The following is a 12,692-nucleotide window of genomic DNA, read 5'->3' as shown; positions in this document are numbered from 1 at the left end:
GACCATCAGCCCCCACGATCGGATCCCCCGCGCAGTGAGCACGTCTCCGTCTGACACACCCACTCGGCGAACACACTTCGTCGATCTCGCCCCGTTCCGCCGCAGCCCGGCGTTCTTCCGTCTCTGGCTCGGCGGCCTCATCGCGGGAATCGGCGGCCAGATGACCGTCATCGCGGTCGGCCTGCACATCTACGACATCACCGGCTCGACGACGGCGGTCTCCCTCGTCGGCGTCTTCGCTCTCGTTCCGATGATCGTCGCTGGTGTGTACGGGGGCGTTCTCGCCGACAGTTTCGACCGTCGTACCGTGGTGCTCGTGGCCGAGTTCCTCGCCTGGGGGTCCACGGTCGGACTCGCTCTCCTGGCGTGGAACGGCATCGACGAACTATGGATGTTCTATGCGCTCACGACCATCACGGCTGTCGCGACGACCGTGATCGGTGCGACCCGCTCGGCGATCGTGCCCAGGCTGCTGTCGCCCGAGCTGCTTCCCGCCGCGTCGGCACTCGGGGGCATCAGCTTCGGTGTGCAGGTGACCGTCGGCCCCGCTCTGGCGGGTGTGCTCGTGGCCACGGTGGGATTCCAGTGGACGTACACGGTCGATGTCATCCTCTTCGTCGCCGCATTCACCGGGGTCGTGACGCTTCCTCGCATCATTCCGGAGGGCGGAAGCCGCCGCGCCGGCTTCGCCGCCGTCTGGGAGGGCCTGGCGTTTCTGAAACGGGCGCCCAACATCCGCATGTCGTTCCTCATCGACATCGTGGCCATGACGTTCGGGATGCCGAGGGTCGTGTTCCCGGCCGTAGGCGCTCTGCTGATCGGCGGCGGCGCGATCACCGTGGGCATCCTCTCGGCCGCCTTCGCGGTCGGCGCCCTGCTCTCGTCGGTCTTCTCGGGAAGGTTGGGCCACGTACGCCTCCAGGGCCGAGCCATAGCTCGCGCTGTCGCCGTCTACGGTGCCTTCATCGGGGCATTCGGTCTGGTGCTTCTCGTGATGGATCACGGCCGCTCAGGCGGAATCGCGTCGTCTTTCGACGACGCGAACCTGCCCGCGCTCGCCCTGGCGAGCCTGGCGCTGGCCGGTGCCGGTGCCTCGGACAACGTCAGCTCCATCTTCCGTCAGACCATGATGCAGTCCGCCGTTCCCGACGTCATGCGCGGTCGCATCCAGGGCGTCTTCACGGTGGTGGTCACCGGAGGGCCGCGCCTCGGCGACGCGTATGTCGGTCTCGCCGCGGCGACCGCGCTGCTCTGGCTGCCCCCGCTTCTCGGCGGGGCCATCGTGGTGCTGTTCTCGCTCGCGGCGGTACGCCTTCACCGATCGCTGAGGGAATACGACTCACTCGCGCCCACACCCTGAGTCGGCCGCCGGCGAGGGCGGGGCGTGGAGCCGAATGGCCCCACGCCCCGCCGTCGCGGTTACCCGAGCGAACGCTACGGGACGCTGATCAGATCGATGACGAAGACGAGCGTCTTGCCGCCGAGGAAGTGCCCGCCGGCGGGACCGTATGCAAGGTGAGGAGGAATGGTGAGCTTGCGGCGCCCGCCCGCCTTCATTCCCGGAATGCCCTCCTGCCATCCGGCGATGAGGCCGTTGAGGGGGAAGCTGATGGTCTCGCCCCGACCCCACGACGAGTCGAACTCCTCGCCGGTCTCGTACTCGACACCCAGGTAGTGCACCTCGACGGTTGCTCCAGGCGTGGCTTCTGCGCCGTCACCGACGACGATGTCCTCGATGACCAGCTCGGTGGGAGCGGGCCCCTCGGGAAAGTCGATCTCGGGCTTGGTGTTCATGTTTTCGGTCATGGCACCATCCAACCGCTCTCGGGGTGCGCGGGTCAAAAGCGTTCTCTCAGGGGGTAATCGAGACGATCAGACAGGACGCACGAGATGCAGGCGCTGAGTCGGCCTGGTCATCGCCACGTAGAGCCCGGATGCCCCGCGGCTCGACTCGGCGAGAATACCGTCGGGGTCGACGACGACGACCGAGTCGAACTCCAAGCCCTTCGCATCCTGTGCGGTCAGCACCGCGATCGCACGGTTGAGGCCCTGGGCTCCGAGCCCGATGTCACGGCCGAACGACTCGGACAGGGCCGGGTACAGCGCATCGACCGTGGCCTCGGGGGCGATGACCGCCACCGTTCCGCGGTCGTCGATGTCTCGATCGTCTTCGATCACCGTGATCACCGCGTCTCCGAGCGCATCGGGGTCGACGGGCCGACCGGCGGGACGGAGTTCGACGGTCGTCGTCGTGACGGGCCACTCGCTCTCTCGAACGGCCGTGGCACGTGTTATCGGCAGACGGTTCTTCTCGGCCATCGCCTCGGCCTCGAGCGCGATCTGTGCGGGAGTGCGGTAGTTGACGGTGAGTTCCTCGAGCCGCCACCGCTCGCCGAGGGGCGACGATCCGACCAACGGCTGCACGGCATCCTGCCAGCTGCGCGCACTGGCCGCTGCGCTCGCCTGCGCCATGTCGCCGACGACGGTGAACGACCGCAGGGGGCAGCGACGCGCGAGGACGCGCCACTGCATGGGCGACAGCTCCTGTGCCTCGTCGACCACGATGTGACCGTAGGTCCACGTTCGGTCGGCGGCCGCCTGTTCGGCCGTGGTTCCCCGCACACTGCGCTCGGCGAAACCCGCGGCGAGGTCCTCCGCGTGCACGAGGCCCTCGACTTGCATGTTGCGGATAGCGTTCTCGGCGTTCTCGATATCGCGCTTCTTCTGCAGCTTCTCCTCGCGCTTCAGGGCGGCGTTCTGCGCGTTGTACTCGCCGAGGAGCTCAGCCGCCTCGTCGAGCAGGGGTACATCGGAGATGGTGAATGCCGCGTCACGGTCGCGGCGCAGGAGTGCACGCTTCTCGTCCGACCACGACGGAGTCAGCGATGCGAGCCACTGCGGCCGCGCGTAGAGATCCTGCAACAGCTTTTCCGGTGTGAGCGGCAACCAGGCCGTGTTCAGCGCCACCACAACATCGTGCGAGGTGCGGAGGTCTTCGCGCAGCACCGCCTGGTCGGCGTCGTCGACCGTGTTGCCATGCGAACGCAGCTGGTCGGCGAGCAGCCGACTCAACTGGTTGAGCGCGCTCTTGACGAAGACGACGCGCGCCTCGTTGTGCGGCTTGCGGGTCTCCCACGCGCGGTTCATGGCGGCGGAGATGAGCCCGGGCTCGAGCGTGAGTCGCTCGCCGTTGACGTCGAGGTCGATCGCCTCGAGTGGCACGCGCTGCCGGGAGCGCACGGCCCGTTTGATGACACCGGCCATCTCGGCGGCGCCCTTCACCCGCGCGGTCTCCGGCGCGTCGTCGTGGACGGCCTCGAGACCCGGATACAGGCCGCCGACACTCGAGACGACCACGCCGGTCTCGCCGAGGCTCGGCAGAACCGCCTCGATGTATTGCAAAAATGCCCGCGACGGCCCGACGACGAGAACACCGGATGACGCGAGTCGCTCACGATGCGAGTAGAGCAGGTAGGCGGCCCGGTGCAGAGCGACGGCGGTCTTGCCCGTGCCCGGCCCGCCCTGGACGACGAGCACTCCCCCGAGCTCCGACCTGATGATCCTGTCCTGCTCGGCCTGGATCGTGGCCACGATGTCGCTCATGCGGCCGGTCCGCTGACTGGTGAGGGCCGCGAGCAGGGCAGCCTCGCCCTGCAGCGAGTCAGCCTGCTCGACGAGGAGTTCGGCATCGAAGATCTCGTCGTCGATGCGGGTGACCGTGCGTCCCTCGGTGATGAGGTGACGCCTCGCCCGTGCGCCGAGAGGCGTCGCCGCGGTGGCCTGGTAGAACGCGGCGGCCTGGGGCACACGCCAGTCGAGGAGGATGGGTTTCAGCTGTTCATCGCGCAGCCCGATGCGACCGATGTACCGGAACGGAGAGCCATCGTCTGAGTCGGCGCCGTCGGTCAGCTCGAGCCTGCCGAACGCGAGCCGGTCGTCGACCTCGTCGAGCTGAGCGATGCGGTCCTCGTAGAGGCGCGCATAGGCGTCGCGCTCGGAACGGCTCTGGTGATTTCCGCCCACGTCGTCGCGTCGTACCCGCTCGAGGGAAGTGCGGGCTTCCACCCTCAGCGCGTCGAGACGCGCGTACAGCTCCTCGACATAGCGGCGTTCCTGGGCGAGCTCGGTTGAAACCACGAATAGACACTCCTTGACAGCGGCCATCTAGTTTACTCGGGTCTCAGTCCCCGGTCCGTGCGCTCAGATGACGGGCGGCCCCTGCCGCGGCTCGTGGGGACCGCCGTACTGCTCCGAGGGCTGCTGCTGCTGCTGGTAGGGCTGCTGTTGGGCGAGGGCACTAGGCGACGGACCCGACGCAAGCAGCGATGCCCTGTCCGCGGTCACAGCCTGCAGCAGATCTGCTTCGTCTCGCTGGCCGCCGATGCCATCGCGCCCGGTGACGACGCGCTGGCGCGCGAAGGCCAGGCGCGTCGCATCCTGCGTGAAGCGCCGCATCACGCGGCCCTTGTCGCCGCCCTGGGCCGCGGCCCACGCACGAGCCTGTCGCCTGCCTGCACCCGTCGAGAGCATCGAGACCTCTTCCGGCGTGAACCACCCGGCGGATGCATACTCCTCGAGACGAACGCGGGTGAGCGCCGCCTCGCGCTTGCGCAGGAAGACGACCGCCACGATGGCGAGGGCGAACAGCGGGACCTGCACGATCGCGTAGACGAGGAAGAAGCCGCCGAGTCCCTCGACGATGAAGGAGGAGCCGTTCCACAGCGCGTGCAACAAGACGGCCGGAACCAGGCCGATGAAGAAGAACCCGATGCCGGGCAGCCAGCCCTTCTTCTGCGACGCGAAGCCCAGCGCGACGCCGGTGCACGCCGTGAACATCACGTGGGCGAAGGGCGACATGATGCCGCGCAGGAAGAAGGTAAAGCCGAGGCCGATACCGCCGGACTCGATCAGCGACGAGCCGAAGTAGAGGATGTTCTCGGTGAAGGCGAAGCCCGCGGCGACGGTGGCGCCGTAGACGAGCCCATCGATCGGGCCATCGAAGTGACGACGAAGCACGAAGAAGAGGATCAGCACGCCAAGGCCCTTCGCGCTCTCCTCGACCAGGGGCGCCTGGATGACTGCGGAGAAGAAGTCGCCCACGCCTCCCTGACCCTGCGTCGCGTAGTAGACAGCGAGCTGGATGCCGAGACCCACGAGCAGGGCGATGGCGACCGAGGCTGCCGCTCCCCAGAGGAAGGCGAACCACAGGGCGCCGCGCGGTTCCGGCTCCCAGCGGTCGATCCACGTGATCGTGAGGATCACCACGGCGAGAGGAATCAGTGCGACGAGTCCGCAGACGACGAGCGCGAACGGTCCGAGCCCGATCGCGACGTACGCGAGCACGGCCAGGAAGACGAATCCGAGCACGCTGATGCCGATGATCGAGAGCACCAGTCCGGTGGACTTCTGGGCGGGAGGGGTCGGCGCAGACCACACCGCGTGCTCGGCGTAGACCGGGTTCTCGGCCTGCTGGAGCTGAGGGGCGAATGCAGGCTCGGCCTGCTGGGGATAGTAGCCGGGCTGATAATGCTGGGACACAATGCTCCTCATCGGTGACAGGCCACCGATCCTAGCGGCACGGCACCTCTTCGGGGAGAACCGCGCGTCAGAAGACCGCTCCGGGATTCATGATCGACAGAGGATCGAAGACGGCCTTGATGCCCCGCTGCAACTCGAGACTCTGCGGCCCGAGCTCGTTCTCGAGCCACCGCTTCTTGAGTACGCCCACTCCGTGCTCTCCCGTGAGCGTTCCTCCGAGCTCCATCGCCGCGACGAAGAGCTCGTCGGCGGCGGCCCAGACGGATGCCGGCACCTCCTGCTCGCTCTGGCCTTCGGATCCCGAGATCGACGATGGGGCCCGTGGCGGCACGACGAAGTTGGGATGCAGATTGCCGTCACCCGCGTGAGCGATCGTGGGGATCGCGATACCGTGCCGACGCGAGATCTCGTCGATCGCGGCGAACATCTCGGCGAGGTGCGATCGGGGAACGCAGATGTCTTCGATGAGCACCTCGCCGACGGATGCCAGCGCGGGGTGGAAGTTCCGGCGAACGGCGAGGAGCGCCTCCCCCTCCTCGGCATCGCGCGCCAGGCGCACATCGGCGCCCAGGCCCGTCAGGATCGTCGAGATCGCCGACGCCTCGTCTGCCGCGCCCCGCGCATCGGTCTGCACGAGCAGGTACGCGCCCCCTCCCTCAGAGAGGCGTGTGCCGGTGTACGCGTCGATGGCGACGAGCGACGCGTGGTCCATGAGTTCCATCACGGCGGGTCTGATGAGGGCGGCCGTGATGGCTGCGGCCGCGGCCGCGCCGGCACGGACGTCGGTGAAGAACGCCCCGAGGGTGACGATGTCGCCGGCCGGTATCGGTCTGAGGCGCACCGTCGCCTCGACGATGACACCGAGCGTGCCCTCCGATCCGGTGAGCAGGGCCGTGAGATCGAAGCCGGTGACACCCTTCACACTGCGCCGCCCCGTCCGAAGCAACGACCCGTCGGCGAGGACGACGACGAGGCCCAGTATGGCTTCTCGGGTGACGCCGTACTTCGCGCAGAGGAGCCCGCCGGCGTTCGTGGCGATATTGCCCCCGATCGTCGAGATGGCCTTGGACGCCGGATCAGGAGAGAACACCAGGCCGTGCGGAGCGGTGGCGTCGCTCAGGTGCTGGTTGATGACGCCCGCCTGCACCACGGCGAGCTCATCGGCCGGGTTGATCTCGAGGATCTCGTTCATGCGCTCGGTCGAGATGACGAGGGCGCCGTCGGTGCCGACTCCTCCCCCCGCCAGCCCGGTGCCCGCACCCCGCGGCACGACGGGAATCCGGAATCGGCTGGCGATCCGCATCGCCGATTGAACATCTTGCGTCGACCGCGCGAGAACCACCGCGAGAGGGCTGCCTGGCGCAACCCATCCCGACTTGTCGGTGCGCACGGACTGGAGAAGCACGGGGTCGAGCGACACAGCCTCGCCCAATTCTGATCGGAGGTGCTCGAGAGCGAGCTGAGACGACGTTGGCTCGGTGGTGAACATACGGCCATGCTAGGCGGTGCCGCAGCGGCTCTCCGGCCAGCCTCTACTATCGAAGCATGACGAGCGCGGGTGATCCCCTTCCCACCCGCAGGCAGCTCGACCGCCGCGCCACGCGCTACGCGATTCGTCGAACGTGGCACGGGTTCATCCTGCATCGCGACATCGACGCCGCCGCGTCGATCACCTTCTTCTCCGCCCTGTCGCTCTTTCCGGCAGCGCTCGCCATCGTCTCGGGACTCGCCCTGTTCGACAGCCGTGGCGCCACCATCGAGCTCATCCTCGACGTGGTCGGACGCCTCTCGCAGTCCGAGACCTCGACGGCCGTGCGTGCGATCTTCGACCAGCTCTCGCTCCTTCCGAACTCGGGCTGGGCCCTCCTCGTCGGCACCGTGCTCACGCTCTGGACGGTGTCAGGATTCGCCACCGCGTTCGGCCGGGCCATGAACAACGTGTACGGGGTCGAAGAAGGACGCCGACTGACGAAGAACCGCGTGCTGATGCTGGGCGTCGCCGCGGGGCTCATCGCGTGCTACCTCGTCATCGGCCTTATCGTGGCCATCACTCCGTCGGTGGCGGATGCTCTCGCCGCGTCCCTCGGTTGGCCGGAGATCATCGCCGAGCTCTGGTCGGTGCTCAAATGGATTCCCCTCGCCCTGGTCGCGATCTTCACGGTCGGATTCCTCTACTACGGAACGCCGAACCTCCATCGACCGCGCCTGCGCTGGCTCTCGGTGGGTGCCACGTTCACCGTGGCCATCTGGACCCTCGCAGCCGTCGCCTTCAGTCTCTATCTCGCGACGTTTGCGAACTACGACCGCCTGTACGGGTGGCTCGGCGTTCCGATCGCCGCGCTCATCTGGCTGTACATCTCGTCGGCGGTGCTGATGCTCGGCGTCGAAGTGGACGCCGAGTTGACCCGCGCGCGCCAGCTCCTGGCCGGGCTGCCGGCCGAGGAGGCCATCCAGATCCCGCTGCGCGATACGGCGCGCAACGGCATCCTGGCCCGCCGTCTGTCGGCCGATCTCGCAGAGGGACGCGAGCTGCGCCGCCTCTCGCAGATGCTGCGCGAGGCGGCGCAGAAGGCTACCGAGGCTCCTTCGTAGCCGCTTCGGCCTCGGCCTGCGCGATCACCTGGATCACATCCGTCACCGGTTCCAGCCCGCTGAGTCGGGCGGGAGAGAGCAGCTTCTGCACGCGCTCCCTGTCCATCAGCCCGGCTTCGACGACGAGATCGGCGATGTTGCGTTTCGTGAGAAGGGCCGCGTGCGCCAACGAGGATGCCGCGGAGTAGCCGATGTACGGCGTCAGCGCGGTGACGACGCCGACACTCGACGCGACCATGGCGTCGAGGCGCTCGTGATTGGCGGTGATGCCGTCTATGCAGTTGATACGGAGGGTGCGGCACCCCTGTCTCATCCACGCCAGGCTCTGCAAGAGCGAGTGGGCGATGACCGGCTCGAAGGCGTTCAGCTGCAGCTGGCCGCCCTCCGCCGCCATGGTGACGGTCAGATCCGCGCCCGCGACAGAGAAGGCGATCTGATTGACCACCTCGGGAATGACGGGGTTCACCTTGCCGGGCATGATGCTGGAACCCGCCTGCCTCGGCGGAAGGTTGATCTCGCCGAAACCGGCCTGGGGCCCGCTGGAGAGGAGCCGGAGGTCGTTGCAGATCTTCGACAGCTTGATGGCGCTGCGCTTCAGAATTCCCGAGAGCTGCATGAAGACACCCGCATCACTGGTCGCTTCGATGAGATCGGCGGCGGTGATGTGCTCGTAGCCGGTGAGGGCGCTGAGGTGTGCGCGCACGGACTCGACGTACCGCGGGTCGGCGGTGATCCCCGTGCCGATGGCCGTCGCGCCGAGATTGATCTCCCAGAGCAGCGGGACGGTCTCCTCCAGGCGGTCGAGGTCTTCGGTGAGCGTGGTCGCGAAGCCGTGGAACTCCTGGCCGAGGGTCATCGGCACGGCGTCCTGCAGCTGGGTTCGCCCGACCTTGAGCACGCCGGCGAACTCTCTGCCCTTTGCGGCGAAGGAGTCGCGCATGAGCGCGTGCTCGACCAGCAGCCGCTTCAGCGAGAAGCACAGGGCGAGTTTGACGGCGGTCGGGTAGGTGTCGTTCGTGCTCTGGCTGCGATTGACATCGTCGAGTGGATGCAGCAGCTCGTAACTGCCCTTCTCCTCGCCAGCGAGTTGGAGGGCGACGTTGGCTATCACCTCGTTGGTGTTCATATTCGTCGAGGTTCCGGCGCCGCCCTGGATCACGCCCACGACGAACTGATCGTGGTACTCGCCCTGGCGGATCGCCTCGCAGGCGGCCTCGATCATGGCCCCCTTCTCCGGGGCGAGTACTCCGATCTCGACGTTGGCTCTGGCGGCGGCCTGCTTGACGATGACGAGGGCGTCGATCAGGTCGGGATAGACGGAGATGGGCCGACGGCTGATCGGGAAGTTCTCGAGCGCTCGAGCCGTGTGCACACCCCAGAAAGCATCGAAGGGTATCTCGACGCTGCCGAGCGAATCGGTCTCGGTGCGAAAACGAGTGGCCGTCGAGGGCTTGGCCGCCGTCTCGGCCGAGGTCTGCGCGGCGAGTCTCTCGGCAGCCGTCGTGGGCGCGGTCGTCGGGGCATTCTCCATGTGAATATCAGCTCCATTGCTTGTCAACGGGGTTCGTGGCCCCAGCAAGCCAGCCTAGCTCAGCCGGCGCAGCAGACCCCGGATGAAGGAGGCTCGCTTGGGCGTGTACGGCGGGTAAACGAGGCCCAGGGTGTCGGGTCTCAGCGGTTTCGACAGCACGGCCTTCTCGTGGCTGAACGTCTCGACGCTCCGCCTGCCGTGGTAGCTGCCGGATCCACTCTCGCCGACTCCCCCGAATGGCAGTCCGGGCACGCTCAGGTGAGCAACGGTCACGCCGAAGCCGACCGCTCCCGACGACGTCTCGGTCAAGAGTCTGCGCCGTGCCGCCTTGTCGTTGGTGAAGGCATACAGCGCGAGCGGTTTTTCTCCCGAGCGGATGTAGACGATGGCATCGTCGAGACCGGTGACGGACACGATCGGGAGGATCGGACCGAAGATCTCCTGTGCCATGACGTCGTCGGTCCGATCGACGTCGGTCAGGACGGTCGGCTCGATGTAGCGCTCCGCTTCATCGGATCCCCCTCCGATGGCGGCCGTGCGCCCATTCACGAGGGCGCTCAGACGGTCGAACTGAGCGTCGGTCGCGATGCGACCGAAATCTGTCGTGCGGCGTGGATCCTCTCCGTAGAGCGAGGCGATCGCCCCTCGCAGAGCCTCGACCAGCCGACCCGCCACATCCGGCGTCGCCAGCACATAGTCGGGCGCGACGCACGTCTGACCGGCGTTCAGGAATTTTCCCCAGGCGATGCGCTTCGCCGCCGCGACGATGTCGACTGTGTCGTCGACGTACACGGGCGACTTTCCGCCGAGCTCCAGCGTGACGGGCGTGAGGTTCTTCGCAGCGGCGGCGGACACGATGCGCGCAACCCTGGCGTTGCCCGTGTAGAAGATGTGGTCGAAGCGCTCGGCCAGCAGCTCGGTCGTCTCGGCTACCCCGCCCTCGATGACGACGATCGAACGATCGTCGAGATAGCGCGGCAGGAAACGTGCGATCACGGCCGATGTGGCGGGAGCGAGTTCGCTCGGTTTGAGCACGACCGCGTTGCCGGCGGCGAGAGCGCCGACGAGCGGTGACAGGAGTAACTGGAGCGGGTAGTTCCACGGCGAGATGATGAGCACGACACCGAGAGGCTCGAGGATCACGGATGCTGACGCGGGCGCGAGCGCGAGCGGAACCGCCACGGGGCGAGGGCGAAGCCAGGACCTCAGCCTCGAGATGGTGTGCGATACCTCGGCGAGGACGACGCCGATCTCTGTCAGCTGCGACTCGGTGGAATTCTTCGCCAGGTCGTCACGAAGCGCCCGCTCCAGCTCGGGTCCGCGCTCGACGAGGAAGGCTCGGAGCCCGTCGAGCTGCTGCAGCCTCCACCGAAGCGACAGCGTGCGCCCCGAATCGAAGCCGTCTCGCACAGCCTTGACGAGCTCGGATATAGCCGGAGTTGCATCCATGGCCATGACCTTAGCCCCACCTGTCTCAGGACGCGTGGAAGAACGGCACGATCAGGTAGATGCCGAAGAGCACGGCGCCACTGCACAGCACGAAGCAGGCGATGGCCGCGACGCTCGCCCATCGAGGTCGTCCGCCCGCTCGAGCGTTCACGACGGAGACGGAGCCCGACGGTGTGGTCTCGATCGTGCCGGGCGAATCGTCGGCGTCGAGGCCGCGACCCACATTCAGCAGCCTCAGTCCGAAGGCGAAGAGGCTGACCACGACGGATGCCGACACGAGTGCCGCCGCTGCAACGATGGCGAATGCCGCCCAGTCGATCATTCCGCTGCCTGCCTCTTCTTCTTGCGGTTCTTGCGGGTGGCCTTCGGCGTGCGCACGGCACCGACGGCCGCGTCGACCTCGCTGACGACGGTTCCGCTCGTGACCTTGTCGCGCGACGAGATGACGAAGATGGCGACGATCACCGCGAGACCGAGCACCGCGTCGATCACGATGCCGACCGGGCCGATGGTGGCGAGGAGCGCCGCCGCCGCACCAACGGCAGCGGCAGCCGGAAGGGTCAGGAGCCATCCGACTCCGATTCGACCGGCGGTACGCCAGCGCACGGATGCGCCCTTGCGCCCGAGGCCCGACCCGATCACAGACCCCGATGCGACCTGAGTGGTCGACAGTGCGAAACCCAGGTGGCTCGACGCGAGGATCGTCGCGGCTGTACTCGTCTCTGCTGCGAAGCCCTGGGCCGGCTTGATGTCTGTGAGGCCCGTTCCCATCGTCTTGATGATGCGCCAGCCGCCGGTGTAGGTTCCCAGCGCGATGGCGAGGGCGCACGCCGCGATGACCCAGAATTCCGGCCCGGTGCCCACGGCCTGGGCTCCCGTCGCGATCAGCGTCAGGGTGATCACTCCCATGGTCTTCTGGGCGTCGTTCGTGCCGTGCGCGAGGGCCACGAGCGACGACGAGAAGATCTGCGCATACCTGAAGTTGCCGCGACCCAGTCCGCGACCCGTCGCAGGATCGCGGGTGATGGCGTAGGCGAGGCGAGTGGCGACGAAGGCCACGAGTCCGGCGACGATAGGCGCGACGAGGGCGGGAAGCACCACTTTCGAGACGAGGACGGTGAAGTCCACGCTTCCGATGCCGGCACCGACGATCGCCGCGCCGATCAGTCCGCCGAAGAGTGCGTGAGACGAGCTCGACGGAAGGCCGAACAGCCACGTCACCATGTTCCAGCAGACGGCTCCGATCAGGCCGGCGAAGATCATCTCCGGCGTGATCTGGATTCCTCCGTCGCCCTCTCTGATCAGACCGCCCGAGATCGTACGCGCGACCTCGGTGCTGAGGAAAGCGCCGACCAGGTTGAGAACAGCCGCGAGTCCCACGGCCATCCGAGGCTTCAGAGCGCCCGTCGCGATCGGTGTCGCCATCGCGTTGGCGGTGTCGTGAAAACCGTTCGTGAAGTCGAAGAAGAGGGCCAGAACGATGACCAGGACAACGATGAGGGTGAGATCCACCAGCGACTCTCTCTAGAGGTGCACACACGTTCGCGCAGGGGAATTTCACCGCTTCACTTCGCGATGAGTT

The 12,692-nt window shown here is 67.2% G+C and carries 10 protein-coding genes; 2 read left to right on the top strand and 8 right to left on the bottom strand.

Annotated features, from left to right (window positions below):
* Positions 1-34: 34 nt before the first annotated feature.
* A complete protein-coding gene (locus tag ASE64_RS12515) occupies positions 35-1,360 on the top strand; it encodes an MFS transporter (protein ID WP_082466265.1) in 1,326 nt (441 codons plus the stop codon).
* 74 nt (positions 1,361-1,434) lie between these two features.
* Here the strand turns inward: ASE64_RS12515 and ASE64_RS12510 are convergent, their stop codons facing one another.
* From ASE64_RS12510 to ASE64_RS12495, 4 genes are all read right to left on the bottom strand, one after another.
* Entirely contained in the window at positions 1,435-1,806 is a 372-nt protein-coding gene (locus tag ASE64_RS12510) for an FKBP-type peptidyl-prolyl cis-trans isomerase (RefSeq protein ID WP_200920223.1), read from the bottom strand.
* 66 nt (positions 1,807-1,872) lie between these two features.
* On the bottom strand, positions 1,873-4,137 hold the full coding sequence (locus ASE64_RS12505; protein WP_055780967.1) for a HelD family protein: 2,265 nt from the start codon (positions 4,135-4,137) through the stop codon (positions 1,873-1,875).
* Between the two features lie 63 nt (positions 4,138-4,200).
* Positions 4,201-5,538, bottom strand: a complete 1,338-nt coding sequence (locus ASE64_RS12500) for a PrsW family intramembrane metalloprotease (protein ID WP_235480613.1) — start codon at positions 5,536-5,538, stop codon at positions 4,201-4,203.
* A 67-nt stretch (positions 5,539-5,605) separates the two neighbouring features.
* Positions 5,606-7,027, bottom strand: a complete 1,422-nt coding sequence (locus tag ASE64_RS12495; protein WP_055780964.1) for an FAD-binding oxidoreductase — start codon at positions 7,025-7,027, stop codon at positions 5,606-5,608.
* Positions 7,028-7,083: 56 nt separating this feature from the next.
* Here ASE64_RS12495 and ASE64_RS12490 point away from each other — a divergent pair, with 56 nt between their 5' ends.
* Positions 7,084-8,130 carry a YihY/virulence factor BrkB family protein gene (locus ASE64_RS12490; RefSeq protein WP_055780961.1) on the top strand — a complete coding sequence of 349 codons (1,047 nt, stop codon included), beginning with the start codon at positions 7,084-7,086 and terminating at the stop codon, positions 8,128-8,130.
* On the opposite strand, the gene ASE64_RS12485 is transcribed toward ASE64_RS12490, so the two are convergent.
* Genes ASE64_RS12485 through ASE64_RS12470 form a run of 4 tightly spaced genes read right to left on the bottom strand, consistent with a single transcriptional unit; the run spans position 8,111 to position 12,622 of the window.
* Positions 8,111-9,661: an aspartate ammonia-lyase gene (locus tag ASE64_RS12485; protein WP_082466261.1), complete on the bottom strand. Its 1,551-nt coding sequence runs from the start codon at positions 9,659-9,661 to the stop codon at positions 8,111-8,113. The genes ASE64_RS12490 and ASE64_RS12485 overlap by 20 nt on opposite strands.
* A 54-nt stretch (positions 9,662-9,715) precedes the next feature.
* On the bottom strand, positions 9,716-11,110 hold the full coding sequence (locus ASE64_RS12480; protein ID WP_055780958.1) for an aldehyde dehydrogenase family protein: 1,395 nt from the start codon (positions 11,108-11,110) through the stop codon (positions 9,716-9,718).
* A gap of 25 nt (positions 11,111-11,135) precedes the next feature.
* Positions 11,136-11,432 (bottom strand): hypothetical protein, encoded by a 297-nt coding sequence (locus ASE64_RS12475; RefSeq protein ID WP_055780955.1) that lies wholly within the window; start codon positions 11,430-11,432, stop codon positions 11,136-11,138.
* Complete coding sequence (locus tag ASE64_RS12470) at positions 11,429-12,622, bottom strand: inorganic phosphate transporter (RefSeq protein WP_055780952.1); 1,194 nt, start codon at positions 12,620-12,622, stop codon at positions 11,429-11,431. Before ASE64_RS12470 ends, ASE64_RS12475 begins: the two co-directional genes overlap by 4 nt.
* Positions 12,623-12,692 lie beyond the last annotated feature (70 nt).

The organism is Agreia sp. Leaf210 (assembly GCF_001421485.1).
Lineage (GTDB): Bacteria > Actinomycetota > Actinomycetes > Actinomycetales > Microbacteriaceae > Agreia.
This window is presented reverse-complemented; position numbering and strand designations above follow the sequence as displayed.